This is a genomic window from Streptomyces sp. NPDC002104 (assembly GCF_053593795.1).
This window is the reverse complement of sequence record NZ_JBSFDF010000091.1, coordinates 1-14,559: the sequence shown is the minus strand read 5'-3', so window position 1 is coordinate 14,559 and position 14,559 is coordinate 1. Positions and strand designations below refer to the sequence as shown.

General features: G+C 71.4%; 14 protein-coding genes. 2 read left to right on the top strand and 12 right to left on the bottom strand.

Going from position 1 to position 14,559, the window contains the following annotated elements:
* Nucleotides 1-134 precede the first annotated feature (134 nt).
* From ACWCP2_RS37190 to ACWCP2_RS37135, 12 genes are all read right to left on the bottom strand, one after another.
* Complete coding sequence (locus tag ACWCP2_RS37190) at nucleotides 135-1,391, bottom strand: cytochrome P450 family protein (protein WP_450912957.1); 1,257 nt, start codon at nucleotides 1,389-1,391, stop codon at nucleotides 135-137.
* Entirely contained in the window at nucleotides 1,388-2,290 is a 903-nt protein-coding gene (locus ACWCP2_RS37185; protein WP_450912956.1) for a phytanoyl-CoA dioxygenase family protein, read from the bottom strand. Before ACWCP2_RS37185 ends, ACWCP2_RS37190 begins: the two co-directional genes overlap by 4 nt.
* A gap of 38 nt (nucleotides 2,291-2,328) precedes the next feature.
* Nucleotides 2,329-2,577 carry a phosphopantetheine-binding protein gene (locus ACWCP2_RS37180; RefSeq protein WP_450912955.1) on the bottom strand — a complete coding sequence of 83 codons (249 nt, stop codon included), beginning with the start codon at nucleotides 2,575-2,577 and terminating at the stop codon, nucleotides 2,329-2,331.
* A 96-nt stretch (nucleotides 2,578-2,673) separates the two neighbouring features.
* Nucleotides 2,674-4,221, bottom strand: coding sequence for a class I adenylate-forming enzyme family protein (locus ACWCP2_RS37175; protein WP_450912954.1), 1,548 nt, complete (start codon nucleotides 4,219-4,221; stop codon nucleotides 2,674-2,676).
* Nucleotides 4,218-5,243, bottom strand: a complete 1,026-nt coding sequence (locus ACWCP2_RS37170) for an FkbO/Hyg5 family chorismatase (RefSeq protein ID WP_450912953.1) — start codon at nucleotides 5,241-5,243, stop codon at nucleotides 4,218-4,220. The genes ACWCP2_RS37175 and ACWCP2_RS37170 overlap by 4 nt, the downstream gene beginning before the upstream one ends.
* A gap of 162 nt (nucleotides 5,244-5,405) precedes the next feature.
* Entirely contained in the window at nucleotides 5,406-6,641 is a 1,236-nt protein-coding gene (locus ACWCP2_RS37165) for an ATP-grasp domain-containing protein (RefSeq protein ID WP_450912952.1), read from the bottom strand.
* The gene (cysK, locus tag ACWCP2_RS37160) at nucleotides 6,638-7,594 is read right to left on the bottom strand and encodes a cysteine synthase A (protein ID WP_450912951.1); all 957 of its coding nucleotides are present in this window, start codon (nucleotides 7,592-7,594) and stop codon (nucleotides 6,638-6,640) included. Before cysK ends, ACWCP2_RS37165 begins: the two co-directional genes overlap by 4 nt.
* Before the next feature lie 74 nt (nucleotides 7,595-7,668).
* Nucleotides 7,669-8,262 (bottom strand): serine O-acetyltransferase EpsC, encoded by a 594-nt coding sequence (gene epsC / locus ACWCP2_RS37155; RefSeq protein WP_450912950.1) that lies wholly within the window; start codon nucleotides 8,260-8,262, stop codon nucleotides 7,669-7,671.
* A gap of 5 nt (nucleotides 8,263-8,267) precedes the next feature.
* The gene (locus ACWCP2_RS37150) at nucleotides 8,268-8,858 is read right to left on the bottom strand and encodes a prephenate dehydrogenase/arogenate dehydrogenase family protein (protein WP_450912949.1); all 591 of its coding nucleotides are present in this window, start codon (nucleotides 8,856-8,858) and stop codon (nucleotides 8,268-8,270) included.
* A gap of 98 nt (nucleotides 8,859-8,956) precedes the next feature.
* Nucleotides 8,957-9,760 (bottom strand): TIGR03084 family metal-binding protein, encoded by an 804-nt coding sequence (locus tag ACWCP2_RS37145; protein ID WP_450912948.1) that lies wholly within the window; start codon nucleotides 9,758-9,760, stop codon nucleotides 8,957-8,959.
* A 229-nt stretch (nucleotides 9,761-9,989) separates the two neighbouring features.
* Nucleotides 9,990-11,651 (bottom strand): FAD-dependent oxidoreductase, encoded by a 1,662-nt coding sequence (locus tag ACWCP2_RS37140; protein WP_450912947.1) that lies wholly within the window; start codon nucleotides 11,649-11,651, stop codon nucleotides 9,990-9,992.
* The gene (locus ACWCP2_RS37135; RefSeq protein ID WP_450912946.1) at nucleotides 11,648-12,235 is read right to left on the bottom strand and encodes a DUF5987 family protein; all 588 of its coding nucleotides are present in this window, start codon (nucleotides 12,233-12,235) and stop codon (nucleotides 11,648-11,650) included. The genes ACWCP2_RS37140 and ACWCP2_RS37135 overlap by 4 nt, the downstream gene beginning before the upstream one ends.
* A gap of 280 nt (nucleotides 12,236-12,515) precedes the next feature.
* Between ACWCP2_RS37135 and ACWCP2_RS37130 the strand changes: the two genes are divergently transcribed.
* Both ACWCP2_RS37130 and ACWCP2_RS37125 read left to right on the top strand, forming a co-directional pair.
* Nucleotides 12,516-13,625: a ParB/RepB/Spo0J family partition protein gene (locus ACWCP2_RS37130; RefSeq protein ID WP_450912945.1), complete on the top strand. Its 1,110-nt coding sequence runs from the start codon at nucleotides 12,516-12,518 to the stop codon at nucleotides 13,623-13,625.
* Between the two features lie 42 nt (nucleotides 13,626-13,667).
* Nucleotides 13,668-14,450 carry a helix-turn-helix domain-containing protein gene (locus tag ACWCP2_RS37125; protein WP_450912944.1) on the top strand — a complete coding sequence of 261 codons (783 nt, stop codon included), beginning with the start codon at nucleotides 13,668-13,670 and terminating at the stop codon, nucleotides 14,448-14,450.
* Nucleotides 14,451-14,559: the final 109 nt, after the last annotated feature.

The window sequence follows — 14,559 nt, the reverse complement described above, 5'->3', positions numbered from 1 at the left end:
TGCTCCATCAAAGCCTCCAGGAAGATCATCGAGTACGGGCCGAACGGTACCACTAGGGGAACCGTCTTGTTTCAGAGGGGTAGAACACGGCCTGCTCCGGGGGGCGCCGCTCTTCGTGGTGGCCCTGGGTCCGATCAGCGGGCCCCGGCACCCGACAGCACGTCCGCCGTCAGGCGCACCGGCAGCGCGCGGTGGCCGTTCATGATGAAGGTCGGGAGCGGCTGGAGCTCCGCGGCCGGCACGGCGAGGCTGAGCCCGGGGAACCGCTCGAAGAGGGTGGACAGGCCGACCGTCGCCACCAGGCGGGCGATGCCCGCGCCCAGGCAGTAGTGGGGGCCGAAACCGAAGGACAGGTGCTCCTTGTCGGCGCGGGTGACGTCGAACTCGCAGGCGCTCTCGCCGTGCAGCTTCGGGTCGCGGCCGACACCGCTGTAGTTGACGAGGATCGGGTCGCCCTTGGGGATCGTCACTCCGTCCAGCTCGATGTCCTCGACGGCGTAGCGCAGCGGCAGGTGGGCCAGCGGCGACTCGACGCGCAGCGTCTCGTCGATCACGTCGTCCCAGGAGGCCTCGCCCGACAGCACGAGGGCGAGCTGGTCGGGGTTGCTGAGCAGCGCGGTGATCGCGTTGTCGAAGAAGTTGATGGTGGTCTCGGAGCCGGCGCCGAGGATCGCGAAGATCGTGTCGCACAGCTCCGACTCGGACAGGCGCGTGCCGTCCTCGTCGCGGGCGGCGATCAGGTCGCTGGTGATGTCCTCACCGGGGTTGGCGCGCTTCTGCGCGACCAGCTCCTCCATGGCTCCGCGCCAGTTCGCCAGCACGGCCTGGGCCTGCTCGGGGGTGACGGTGGTGTCCACCATCATGTCGATGACCTTCGCGGTCGCCGTGCGCTGCTCCTCGCCCATGCCGATCAGCTCGGCCACGAGCATGGCGGGCAGCGGGTAGGCGAAACGCTCGCGCAGGTCCACGCTCTCGCCCGGCTCCACAGAGGCCAGGGCGTCCAGGAGGTGGTTGGTGAGGCCGACGATGAGCGGGCGGACGGCCTCGGTGCGGCGCGGGGTGAACGCCTTGCCGACCAGCCGGCGCAGCCGGATGTGGTCCTTGCCGAACGCGGTGACCATGTTGTCCATCGCGATCCAGCTGATCATCTCCCAGTCCGGACGGATCCGGCCCTCGATGAAGTCCGGCCAGTGGTTGCGGGCGCTCTTGGTGACCATGGGGTCGGTCAGGACCTTGCGCACGGTCGCGTAGTCGTTGATCGACCAGGCCAGGACCCCGCCGGGCAGCTCCACCTGGACGGCGGGACCCTGCGCGCGCAGCGCGGCGGCTTCGGTGTGGATGTCCTGGCCGGTGGTGTCCAGGGTGTGTGCGACGGGGCAGCGCTGCGTCATGGGTTCTCCCGAGGTGGCGTGGTCTGTGGATCGGTCGGTGCGTACGCCGGGCCGCCGCTCTCCAGGACGACGTACGGATCGTCCATCTCGTACCAGCCCAGGCCCGGCGGGCAGCGGTCGTAGCCCAGCAGCCGCCGCACCTCCTCGGGGTAGGCCAGTACGGCTTCCCTCGGCACGGCGAGGTACTGGTTCTCCTCCTGGCGCAGGTTGCCCAGGTCGATGGCGATGGTCAGGCCGGTGCGCGGGGTGTCCGTCGAGTTGCTGCCGCCCCCGTGGTAGACGCCGCCCAGCCAGATCAGGCCGGACCCGGCCCGCATCTCGGTCGGGTGGGCCTCTTCGGTGCGCGGGGCGCGCTCGTCGTCCCAGTGGTGGCTGCCCGGGATCACCATCGTGCCGCCGTTGGCGGCGGTGAAGTCGCTCATGGCCAGCATCAGCTGGAGCCGGCTGGTGGGGCCGGGGTGGCGCCGCAGGTGCAGCGCGTCGTCGCGGTGCAGGGGCTGCTTGCCCTGGCCCTTGTGGATCTGGATCGCCTGCGTGCCGCTGATCTGCACCGTCGGGACCAGCTCGGTGCGCGACCGGCCGATCCACACGTGCACGGGCTTCTGCATGATCCTGCGTGCCGCTCCGAGGAACAGCGGGTGTGTGACCACCGGGGTGAGGCGGGCGGTACGGGCGAAGATCGAGGAGACCCGGCGGGTGCGGGTGCCGTTGTACCAGTCGCCGCTGTAGTCGCGGGCCTCCAGATCGGGACCGAGGTCCTCCCACAGCCCCTTGAGGGTGGCGGCGTCGGCGAGGTCCTCGACGATCACCCCGCCGTCCCGGTCCAGGATCTCCACCACGTCGTCGAGGGCCGTGTCGGGTCCGACCCGCCGCAGAGCTGCCATCACCTGCTCACCCACCTGTTCACCTTCTCCGCTCCGCTCACGTGCCTCGGCTGCTAACCGGCGGCGCGGGCCTTGACGATGCGGATGAGGGACTCCAGGTTCGGGTCCTCCTCGAAGATGTCACCGACCTCGATCTCGATGTCGAGCTCCTCCCCGATGCGCGAGACGATGCGGGTGGCCGAGATCGACTCGCCGCCCGCCTCGAAGAACGTCGCGTCCTTCTGGTCCTCCGCGAGGTCCCCGAGGATCTCCGTCCAGATGGTTTCGAGCGTGTTCTCGACGACGGCCACATCAGTGCTCATGTGCACTTCTCCCTCTCCCGTTCGAAGCGCCCACAGGGCGCGCCCCGGCAGCTTCACACCTCGCTCCGGGGCCGGGCATCTCCTGGATTGCGGGGCCTACGGCTGCCTCGCGGCCAGTGCCCGCAGGCCGCGGCGCAGCAGCTTGCCCACCGGGTTGCGGGGCAGGGACGGGAGGACGGTCACGTCGTGGGGGACCTTGTACCAGGTCAGCGCCGAGCGCGCGGCGGCGAGCAGTTCCCCGGGCACGGCGGCGGCCCGCTCCCCGCTGACGCCCTCGCGCAGCACGACGAACGCGCGGAGATCTGAGGCACCGGAGGCACGGCGCACCGAGCAGACGGCCGCCTCCTTCACGGCCGGGTGGGCCATGAGGATGTCCTCGGTGTCGGCCGGGTGCACGTTGATGCCCGCCACGATCTCCACGTCGTCGAGACGGCCGTGGACCGTGACGAAGCCGTCCGCGTCGACGGTGGCCGCGTCACTCGTGGAGTACCACTCGTCCGCGGCGAGCCGCAGCGGAGCGTCGCCGCCGCGGGCGACGCCGGGGCCGATGGTGGGGCCGGACAGTTCCAGGCGCCCCTCGGTGCCGGGCGGGAGCTCGCCGCCGTCCTCCCCGACCACCCGGGCCCGGTAGGGCGCGAGCACCCGGCCGAGGGTGAACTCGCGTGCGGAGCCGTCCCTGTTGGCGAGCAGGGCGTGCCCGATCTCGGTCGTCCCGTACACGTTGACCAGGCGCTCCCCGAGGATCGCGCGCAGCCGGCGCTCCAGCGACCGCGGCAGTACCTCGCCGGCCACCACGGCCAGGCGCAGGCCGCCCAGGACACGGGGGGCGTCGGGGTGCGCGAGCATGTGGGCGAAGAAGGTGGGCTGGCTGTAGAAGACGCTCACGCCGTTCTTCTCCAGTACCTCCAGCGCGTCGCCGGGCGCGAGACGGCTGGAGGTGAGCACGGTGGCGGAGCCGCGCAGCAGCGGGAAGAACAGCGAATTGCCCAGGCCGTAGGCGAAGTTCATCCGCGGAACCGAGTACGCCACGTCGTCGGCGCCGAGGCCGAGTGCCGCGCCCGCGGCCGCGTCGAGGATCTGCGCGTCGCCATGGGTGTGGAAGCACAGCTTGGGGGCGCCGGTGGTGCCCGAGGTGAAGGCCGCGAAGGCGGGCGTGTCCGGGGTGCACTCGGCGTACGGGGGCGCCGCTCCGTCCGGGCCGCTCAGCTCATGCGGTGCGAGGACGGGCAGGCCGAGGGGTTCGGCGAGCCAGGTGAACTCCGGTCCGCTGACCACGGCCGCCGGCTCCGCGATCTCGGCGGCGCGGCGCAGCTCGTCGGGGTGGAGCATCGCGTTGACGGGCACGGCGACGGCGCCGATGCGCAGGGCGCCGAGGAACGCGTGGACGAAGTCGGTCCCGTCGGGCAGGGCGAGCAGGATCCGGTCCCCGGGGACCAGCCCGTGGGCGGTGTACGCGGCGGCCGCCCGGGCCGCGCCGCGGTAGACCTCCCCGAAGCTGTGGCCGCCGCCGTCGGTGACGTAGGCGGTGTGCCCGGTGCGGCCGAGGAGACGGGCGGTGTCCTCCAGGAGCTCCACGAGGTTGCCGCTGCGGGACGTACGTCCGCGGGGCGCGGCGGATGCGGGGGCGAGTGCGGGGGCGGTCACCGGCAGACTCCCTCGATCTCGACGAGCAGCTCGGGACGGCAGATGTCGGTGCGGACGTAGGCGATGTCCGCACGGTCCCCGAACGCCTCCTGGCACTTGGAGCGGACCACCGGCAGATCGGCGGCGTCGCGGACGTACACCTTGACGGAGCCCAGGTCCCGCAGCCCGAATCCGGAGTCGATGCCGTGCCGGGCCAGGTTCTCGCGGCTGACGAGGGCCTCGATGTTGGCGAAGGTCACCTCGCACTGGCGTCCGGCGTCGCCGGGGTGGACGGTGTCCTCACCGATGATGCTCGCCGTGCCGGAGACGAAGACCGTGCCCCGGCCGCCGCCCGGCTCCGCGAGGTGGGTGGCGCGGGCGAAGCTGGGCGGCTTCGGCCCGTACCGCTCCGCGTAGCGGTAGGCGGGGATCTGGCGGGGGTTCTCCAGATGGGTGGTGCGCCCCGGCCGGCAGGCCAGGAAGGAGATGTCGATGCCCGGCCGCAGGGCGCCGACGGCGGTGGCGGCGGGCATGCCCGCGATCCGGTCCCCCCAGCTCTCGAAGGCGCGGGCGCGGCCCTCGCAGAAGTCCCGGTAGTTCTCGGTGCCTTCGGCGTTGTGCCCGGTGACGGCGCCGACGAAGTTCCACATGCGCACCAGTTCGCCGTAGCCGAGCCGGTGGGCGAGGCCGAGCGCGGCGTCGTAGGTCGCGTGGACCGCGTCGCGGTAGGTCCCCTGCTCCTCGACGCGGGTCGCGCAGAAGAGGTACTCGCCGTCCTCGGCGTAGACCAGGGCTCCCTCGCGGCCCGGGCGCACCTCGCGCAGCGTCGTCCAGACCTCGGTGAATTCCGGCAGGCCCGGCGCGGCCAGGCAGGTTCCGAGCAGCGGCGCGCCGTCGTGGAGCGAGGTCCCGGGGGCGCGGCGGACGTAGGCGGTGCGGCCGAGCACGGCCGTCCCGGCCGGGGCCGCGCCGGGGCCGGGGACCGCTGTGTCGAAGTGGCAGGCGAGGGTGGGGGTGGTTGGTTCCGCGAGCAGAGTCGTCACGCGTGTTCCTTCTTCCAGGGGGCCGGGTGGCCCGCGGGGAGGAAACGGCTTCCCGGCGGACCTGGTCAAGTGGTCCCCAGACTTCGCCCTCACTGCTACTTGACCAACTCCGAGATTGCTGGGGCCCTGTCCGCGGGCGCCGGGGCCGCCGCCAGCCGCGTGTCAGCCGATGGCGAGACCGGCCGTGAACCAGCGCTCCACCTCGCGGATCCGCGCCTCGCAGTCGGCGCGGTCGGCGCCCGTCACGATGAAGGCCGCCAGGAAGTCGCCGGAGTGCGAGGCGTCCGCCACCTGATCTCCGACCTGCGCGAAGGTCTGGTACTTGAGCACGCCGGGCGGCATCCGCTCCGGGTCGGGCAGGGCGCCCAGGACCCCGGGGCGCTTGGTGAAGAGCAGCTGCCCGGCGATGCGCGACGGGTCGCGGCGCGGCCCGCGCTCCACCGGCAGCCCGAGCTGGCGGCGTACCGGGTACTCCATCGGATCGAAGCCGAACAGGGCTCGCTGGACATCGCGGACGCCGGCCCCGCCGGCCCTGGAGGCCGCCTCGCACAGCACCAGTTCGCCTTCGGGGGTGACGAACACCTCGATGTGGAAGGCGAAGTGCTCGGGCCCGCCGAAGGCGGCCAGCACCTTCTCGCCGAACTCCGACAGGCGCCGGGCCAGCGGATCGGCGGTGTCGAGCGCGATGTCCACCCGGCCCTTGCGGTCCCGGAAGTCGGCGAGCACGTAGGTGTACTGGGAGGGCCACAGGGTGGCTATCCCGCCGTCGAGCACGGTCCCGTCGACGTGGCACATCGAGCCCTCCACGTACGCCTCCACGAGCCATCGCGGCTCGCCGTGCTCATCGGTGAGTTCGGCCCCGGCGCTCCATTCGTCCAGCTCCGCCCGCGTGCGCAGGATGGCCACGCCCACGGAGAGGGCGCCGCGACGGGGCTTGACCACCGCAGGCAGCCCGTGGGCGGCGACGAACCGGTCGAGGTCCTCGGGGCCGGTCAGCAGGGCGTGCTCGGCGACCGGGATTCCCGCCGCCACGGCGGCGCACTTCATCGCCCACTTGTCGCGGTAGACGACCGCGGAGTCCGGGCGCTGTCCCGGCAGGCCGAACCGCTCGCGCAGCACCGCCGCCCGCTCGATGTCGAACTCCTGGGTGGCGATGATGTCCGTCACCCCGAACTCGCGGATCAGCTCGGCGGCCCGCTCGGCGACGCCCGGCCCGGCGTCGTAGTCGGGCAGCGCCTCGGCGTGCAGGTACGGCGCCCCGGTGGGCAGCTCCTCCCCGTGCAGGGCCAGTTGCTGCGCCGAGCCGAGCAGGACGATCTTCGAGTCGTGCCCCTCCAGCCACTGGTCGTAGGGGTTGGCGCGCAAGGATCCGCGGTGCAGAACCAGGGTGGTGGTCATGAGGTGGTCCTCTCGTTCCAGATGCTCACGTACCGCTCCCCGGTGTCGGGCAGGATCGTGACGATGGTCTTGCCGGCGTACTCGGGACGGCGGGCGAGCTCGGAGGCGGCGAAGGCGGCGGCTCCGGAGGAGAGCCCGGCGAAGAGGCCCTGCTCACGAAGGAGCGCCCGGGCGGTGGTGAGGGCGGCCTCGTCGGGGCAGGTCAGGACGCGGTCGATGAGCGAGATGTCGGTGACGGGTGAGACGAAGCCGCCGTTGAGGCCGGGGATGCGGTGCGCCCCCGAGTAGCCCTGGGAGAGCACCGGGGAGTTCTCCGGTTCCACCGCGACGACCTCCAGGTCCGGGTTCTGCTCGCGCAGGTAGCGGCCCGCGCCGGTCAGGGTGCCGCCGGTGCCGACCCCGGCGACCAGCACGTCGACCCGGCCGCCGGTGTCGGCCCAGATCTCCGGTCCGGTGGTCTCGTAGTGCGCGCGGACGTTGTCGGGGTTGTCGTGCTGGCGCATGTACCAGGAGCCGGGGGTGGCGGCCTCGATCTCCTCGGCCCTGGCGATCGCGGCCGCGAAGCCCCCGGCGGCCGGGGTGTGCACTACTTCGGCGCCGAGCGCGCCCAGCAGGCCGATCCGCTCACTGGTCGCGTTGTCCGGCAGGACGACGACGCAGCGGTAGCCGCGTACGGCGCTGAGCGCGGCCAGCGTGATGCCGGTGTTTCCCGAGGTGGCTTCGATCACCGTACCGCCGGGGACCAGATCTCCGCGCTGTTCGGCGGCCCGGATCATGTACAGGGCGGCCCGGTCCTTGGCGCTGGCGTACGGGTTGGCCGACTCCAGCTTGGCCAGGACCCGTACCGAGGGGCCGGCGTCCGCGACGGCGAGGCGCACCAACGGGGTGTTGCCGATGAGTTCCTCGACTCCGGCGGCGATGCGGCTGTCTGCGGGGGCGGTCGCGGTGGTCACGGCGGGGCTCCTGTGCTGGGGTACGGCGGCGGGGGCTGCGGGGAAGGGGCGGTGGGCGGCGAGCACCGTGGCGGTCACCACGAGGAGGCCTCGGCGAGGAGGCGGACGGGGGCGGGCAGGGCCGCGGGCTTGACCACCGAGCGCGGGCCGTAGACCCGGCCGCCGGGGGCGATGTCCTCGGTGACGGTGGCCATGGCTCCGATCAGCGCCCGCTCTCCGACGGTGACCGGGCCCAGCACCGTCGCGTTGGCCCCGAGGACCACTCCGTCGCCGATCGAGGGATGGCGGCGGCGTCCGGCGGGAAGCGTGTTGTCGCTCCACCAGCCGATGGCGCCGAGGGTGACCTGCTGGAAGATCGTCACGTCGTTCCCGACCCGGGCGGTCTGGCCGATCACCACCGAGGCTCCGTGGTCGATGAAGACGCGGCGGCCGAGGACGGCACCGGGGTGGATCTCGACCCCGGTGCGCCGGCGAGCGGCGCGGGACATGAGGCGGGCGGCGGTACGCAGACCCCGGCGGTAGAGGCCGTGGGCCACGCGGTGGGTCCACAGGGCCGGCAGCGCGGGGTGGAGCAGGGCCTCCCAGAGGCTCTCGACAGACGGGTCGCGGGCCACGACGACCTCCAGGTCCTCGCGCATGATCCTCAGCAGTCCGGGCTGTGCGTACACGGTGGTCAGCTCCTCTGCTGAGCGACGGACGGGGGGGTCACCTGACGGGCGCAGATGGTGGTGCTCCGGGAGGGAGCGGCGGCCGGCGGCTGGTGGCGGATCGCGCCGCAGAGGGCGACGAGTTCCCGTACGGCGGCCAGTGCCTCGGGCGGGGTGGCGGGGACGGGGACCAGGAGCCACGGGCGGCCCTCGAAGCGGTCGGCCGAGGCGGCCCCGTGCGCCGCGGTCCGCGGAGCACCCGGCGGGCGGCCGGGGACGTAGGCGAACCGGTCGCAGCCCCGCAGCAGGATCTCCTGCCACATCGGCTCCTCGGTCCCGTGCAGGTCCGTGTAGGCGCGGCCGAGTCCGCGGGCCTGCGCCTCGTAGAGGACGTCGGCGGCGGTGTCGGGTCCGGTGGCCACGACCACGACGTCGGCGGGCCGGTCCCCCGGGAGGAGCAGGGTGCCGGCTCCGGCCCTCAGGGCCCGGTCCAGCGCCCGCGGGTCGCTGTCGTCGAGGGCTACGTCGACCCCGGCGCGGGTCAGGGCGAGGGCGATCGAAGTGCCGGTCGGCCCGCAGCCGATCACGGTGACGCTGCGCAGGGGCGTGCTGGTCATGGTCTCTCCTGGTGGGCTTCGGGCGATGGCTTCGGGCTGGTCCCCGGGGGCGGGGACGAGCGGCTGTCGGGGGACCCGGCTCGTGGCCGGGAGCCCGGTCAGTCGCAGCACTGGTCCGCGAACTGGCCCGGGGTGCGCCCCTCGCCGGCGGGGCCGCGGTAGGCCTGCGCGATGTCGAGCCAGCGGTCGGCCTCTTCGCCGGTGGCGATCAGGGCGAGGTCGTCGCGGTGGCGGCGGCGGGTCACCAGGAGGCAGAAGTCGTGGACGGGACCGGTGATCTTCTGGGTGGCGTCCTCGGGGCCGAAGGTCCACACCTCGCCGGCCGGGGAGGTCAGTTCGAAGCGGAAGGGCTCGGCGGGTGCGGTCAGGCCGTGGGACAGGTAGCCGAAGTCACGGGTCAGGACGGCGAACTGGACCAGCGGGCGGAGCCGCTCGGTGGGCTCGCGGCGCACGCCGAGGGCATCGGCGATGTCCTGGCCGTGGCCGAAGAGCTCCATGATTCCGGCCGAGGCGAGGACGTGCGGCGGCAGCGGGTTGACGAGCCACGGCACGACCGAGTTCTCGGGGACACCGGCCAGGGCCTCGACCGAGGCCTCGCCCTCGCTGCGGAAGCGGGCGAGCAGTTCCTTGGGCGGGAAGCCGTTGAACTGCTGGAGGGCCGCGTTGACCGCGCCGTCGAAGTTCTGCGAGGCCTTGGCCGCGATGCCCTTGAAGGTGTCCGGGTCGGCGGCCGCGGTCTTGGCGAGACGGAAGATGAAGGTCAGGTGGGCGACCTGGTCGGCGATGCTCCAGCCGGGCGCCGGGGTCGGCTTGGCCCAGTCGGCCTCGTCGATGCCCTGGACCAGGTTGGAGACCTCGTCGATGTCGGCGGACAGGACCTTCAGTACGTCGTTGAGCGACATGTCGTACTCACTTTCGTGATGGGGTGTTGCGCGATGGGTTGTGTGAAGCAACTGATTTGACGTGCAAAGTCTCGTGAAGCAACCAAGTGGGCGTGCTGAGTCTTCTGAACCTTCTGGGTCTTGCAGGTCTCGCGGGTCTCGCGGGTCTTACAGGCCTGCGGATCTTGCGAGTCCTGTGAAGCAACTCACCAGTCGGCGCTGGAAACGCCCCCCGGGCGGGGCTGAGCGGCTAGACCCGAGCCAGCTGGGGCAGGAGGGGAAGGACTCCCTTGCGGCCGCTCTTGAAGCCGGTCGGGGCCGGGGCTCCGTAGGTCACCGCCACACCCCTGCGCTGGGCCGCGGCCACGATGCCGGGGACGGCGCGCTCGGCGACGGCCGCGATGGTCATGGCCGGGTTGACGGTCAGGGCGCCGGGGACGGCGGAGCCGTCGGTGACGAAGATTCCGGCGTGGCCGCGCAGTTCGTTGGTGTCGTCGAGCGCCGAGGTGTTGGGGTCGTCACCCATGCGGCAGGAGGCCAGCGGGTGCACGGTGTAGGCACCGACGAGGTCGTTGGTCCACGGCATCACCTTGGCGAGGCCGTCCTTCTCCATGATCTCCTTCACTTCGGCGTCGGACTGGTTCCAGCCGTGCCAGGTGTTCTCGGTCGGCTTGTACGAGAGGTTGCCCCGGCCGAGCATCTGCTGGGAGATGCGGTGGGCGTTGCCGGTGGCCGGCGGCGGGCCGAAGACCCCCTCGTTGTCGTCCTCGGTCATCGAGAAGATCGTGAGCCAGGACTTCCAGTTCTTGAGGATCTCCTTCTTCTCCCGTCCGAACCAGGTCGGACCGGTGGCGTCGGGCTTCTGGGCGAGGATCGTGCCCAGGCCCGGCGGGAAGTAGAGCTGCTCCAGGGAGTAGCGGGAGTACTCGGGCAGGGAGCCGTCGAGCTTGTCCCAGCTGGCCACGGTCGGGCCCTTGCCGATGGCGTTGGCCCCGTAGGGCAGCTCGCCGTCGCCGCGGGACAGTCCGAGGATCTCGGCGACCTTGTCCTCGTTGAGGATGGCGGTGTTGAGGCGCTCGCCGTTGCCGGAGAAGTAGCGTCCGACGGCGTGCGGCATGGTACCGAGGTGGGCCTCGCTGCGCTGGAGGATGACGGGCGTGGCCGCCGCTCCGGCCGCCATCACGACGATCTTCGCCTCGATGACGCCCGAGCCGTTCTGCAGGCGGTAGTCGACCTCGTCCACGAGGTTGTAGTGGACCCGGTAGTCGCCCTCGGGGGTCCGCGCAATGTACTGCACCTCGTGCAGGGGGCGGATCTGCGCGCCGTGGGCGATGGCGGCCGGGAGGTAGTTGACCGTGAGCGACTGCTTCGCCTCGAAGCGGCATCCGGCCATCATGAAGTTGCAGTTGGTGCACTTGGAGTTGTCGATCGCCACGGCGAGCGGGTTGGCGGTGCGACCGGAGTGGTTGCACGCCGCCGCCCACAGACCTCCTGCGTAGGAGACGTCGCTCCACTCCTGCTTGGTGACGGAGAGGGACTCCTCGATCCGGTCGTACCACGGGTCGAGGGTCTCGCGGCTCACCGCCTTCGGCCACATGCGGCGGCCGATGCTTCCCTTGCGGTCGAAGACGAACTTGGGGGCGCGGGGCATGGCCGCGAAGTAGACGACGCTGCCGCCGCCGACGCAGTTGCCGCCCAGCACGCTCATCCCGTCGCCGACGACGAAGTCGAAGGCCCTCGTGTAGGAGGAGCCGAGCTTGTAGTCGTGCTCGAAGTCCTTGCTCTCCAGCCAGGGTCCGCGCTCCAGCACCGTGACCTTCGCGCCGCCCGCGGCGAGGTGGTAGGCGGCGATGGCGCCACCGAAGCCGCTCCCGATGACCAGGACGTCCGTCTTCTCGATGGTGTTGCTCATGCTGGGCTCCCGGAGGGGGTCGTGTCGGGGTGCAGTTCGGCGAGCTGGCGGCCGTAGCCGAAGTCCTGGAATCGCCACAGGCCGTCGGCGTCGGGCTTGCTGATGCCCATGGCCGTCAGGCCCGGGTGACCGTCTTCGAGGGCCTGGGCGGTGTGCAGGTGCGCGGCCGAGTCGAAGGCCATGTTGCAGAAGAGGGAGAGCAGGACCCAGAAGTCCTTCTCCGGGTGTCCCGGAGTGGTCAGCTCGACGATCAGCTGCACCCGGTCCTCGTAGTCGAGGGCCACGAAGGGCGGCACCGTCCCGTCCAGGGCCAGCTCCCGCTTCGCGGCGTAGGCCCGGGTGTGGTCGTTGACCAGGTTGGCGAGGTCCTCGAGGCCGTCGTGGACGCCGGTGGCGTCCCAGCGCAGCAGCTCCAGGGCTCCGGCGGCAACCGCGCCGCCGCCGGTGGAGACCCCGGCCACGGCCCGGTCTCCGGGCCAGCGCTTCTCGCCGGGGACGATGGTGTCCGCGTAGGCCTCGAGCGTGAGAGCGGCGTCGGGTCCGATCTCGACCCTGCGCTCGGCCCTTTCCTCCACTGCCGGCATCTCGTCCTCCTTCGTTCTGTCGGCTTTTCCTGTTGGCGTGAGATGAAGGTAGATCTGCACAGTGGTTTCAAACAACCAACCGGGTGCCCAGTTCACCGAACAATGAGTTGCTTCATGAAACTAGGCGAAGTGGCAGCTTCACCGACCCTCGGCTCACGAGAAAAACGGTCGTCCGGTTATCGTTCTCCAGACGTCCAGTTTTCCCGCAGTTACCGGCCCCTTCAGCGGTAACCGGAACGGCTTGCCACGGTGCGCGCCTCGAGTCGAACAGGGGGAGAAGTTGGAAAGCACGGACAGAAGTCTGGAGCTGGCCACGAATCTCACCCACAGGGTCCGCATCGACGTCCTGCTGTCGGCGGATTCGCCCCGGCTCGCGGGTGTGGACAAGAGCCACGTGCAGCGGCTCGCGGAAATACAGGCATCTTTGCCCCCGATACTCGTCCACCGGCCCACGATGCGGATCATCGACGGTTCGCACCGGGTGGCGGCCGCCGCGCTGCGCGGTCTGGACAGTGTCGACGTCCACTACTTCGACGGTCCCGAGGCGGATTCCTTCCTGCGCTCGGTCTCCGCGAACGTCGCCCACGGGCTGCCCCTGTCCACGCCGGAACGCAAGGCGGCCGCGGAGCGCATCCTGCACTCGCACGCCGACCTGTCCGACCGGGCCGTGGCCACCCACACCGGGCTCGACGCGAAGACCGTCGCGGCCATCCGCCGCAGTTCAACCGAGGACGCCCGGCAGTCGAACACACGGATCGGCACCGACGGCAAGGCCCACCCCCTGGACCGCACCGCGGAGCGCATCCGCGCCGCCGAACTGATGACCAGCCGCCCCGATCTGCCCCTGCGGGCGATCGTCAAGGAGACCGGTCTGTCCCTCGGCACCGCTCACGACGTGCGTCAACGACTGCTGCGCGGCGAGGCGCCGATTCCCTCACCGCGCCGCGGCGCCGCACCGGCCGCCCCGGCGCGCGGCCCGGCCGCGACCGCGCGCACACACGCCCCGGACGCCCCGGACCCCGTACCCGGCCCGGTCGCCGTACCAGCCAGGAGACCCGGCCCGGCTCCCGCGGGCGCCGGACGGACCCGGACCTCGCTGGAACTGCTGCGCGGGCTCACGAGTGATCCGTCCCTGCGGCACTCGGAGTCGGGACGGCAGTTCCTGCGCTGGCTCCACACCCACTTCGTCCTGGACGACGCCTGGCGCCAGCAGCTGGGCTCCGTCCCGCCGCACTCCACGGCCACCGTGGCGGAGCTCGCGCTCCAGTGCTCCCACGCGTGGCGCAGGTTCGCGGAGGAACTGGCCAGCCGCCGGCTGACGGACGCCGCCGGGGCCGCGGGGGCCGCCGGGGCCGTCCATACACAGACAGCTCCTGAATCCCGGAAGTAACCGGGACATCGCATCGCCATTACTCAACGACAGGGAGAAACGGTGACCTCCACCGCCATTGAGAGCGCTGTCCACCGGGTGATCAATGATATGCACGTCAACCTCGGTCAGGATTTGACGATCGACGACATGGCGCGTACCGCTATGTTCAGCAAGTTCCATTTCACCCGCGTATTCAGGGATGTGACCGGAACGTCGCCGGGGCGCTTTCTGTCGGCTTTGCGACTTCAGGAAGCAAAGCGTCTCCTGGTCGACACGAAATTCAGCGTCGCGGACATCAGCAGCCAGGTCGGATACAGCAGCGTGGGCACCTTCAGCTCGCGTTTCAAGTCCTGTGTCGGCGTTTCTCCGAGCATGTTCCGGGAATTGGGCGGATACGCACCGGGCATCGAGACCGATCCGGCGGGCAAGGACGTCACCACGCGCAGCACCCTGCGCGGGCGGATCGTCTTCCCCGCGGACCGCGATCCCGGCTACTGCTTCCTCGGCCTCTTCCCCACCCCCGTCCCGCAGGGCCAGCCCATCCGCTGCTCCGTGCTGGACGGCCCCGGCTCCTTCGATCTGCGCGACATCCCGGCGGGCACGTGGTACCTGCTCGTGCACTCGGTCCCGTACGGCTACGAGAACCAGCCGTCGGGCACCGGTGAGAGGGACTCCGTCTCCGTGGGCCGCTACGGTCCGGTCACCGCGCACGCCGACACGCTGCTCCTGCCCGCCGAGGTCACCCTGCGTCCGATGGACGCCCTGGAGCCCCCGGTGCTGATGGCCCTGCTCGACCTGCGCCTCAACGCCCTGGAGCGCCAGGGCGCCGCTGCCGCCGGCTGACCGGCGGGCGTTCCCCACGAAGGCACGTACGCAAGAACGCAGGAACACACGAAGAAGGGGCCGGGCGCCATGCCGTTGCCGTATTTCGAGGTGGACGTGCCCATAGGCA

Excerpts from the sequence above, each read along its gene's own strand:
- ACWCP2_RS37190 (WP_450912957.1), bottom strand. The coding sequence starts at position 1,391 with ATGACGCAGCGCTGCCCCGTCGCACACACCCTGGACACCACCGGCCAG.
- ACWCP2_RS37140 (WP_450912947.1), bottom strand. The coding sequence starts at position 11,651 with ATGAGCAACACCATCGAGAAGACGGACGTCCTGGTCATCGGGAGCGGC.
- ACWCP2_RS37135 (WP_450912946.1), bottom strand. The coding sequence starts at position 12,235 with ATGCCGGCAGTGGAGGAAAGGGCCGAGCGCAGGGTCGAGATCGGACCC.
- ACWCP2_RS37180 (WP_450912955.1), bottom strand. The coding sequence starts at position 2,577 with ATGAGCACTGATGTGGCCGTCGTCGAGAACACGCTCGAAACCATCTGG.
- ACWCP2_RS37165 (WP_450912952.1), bottom strand. The coding sequence starts at position 6,641 with ATGACCACCACCCTGGTTCTGCACCGCGGATCCTTGCGCGCCAACCCC.
- ACWCP2_RS37145 (WP_450912948.1), bottom strand. The coding sequence starts at position 9,760 with ATGTCGCTCAACGACGTACTGAAGGTCCTGTCCGCCGACATCGACGAG.
- ACWCP2_RS37150 (WP_450912949.1), bottom strand. The coding sequence starts at position 8,858 with ATGACCAGCACGCCCCTGCGCAGCGTCACCGTGATCGGCTGCGGGCCG.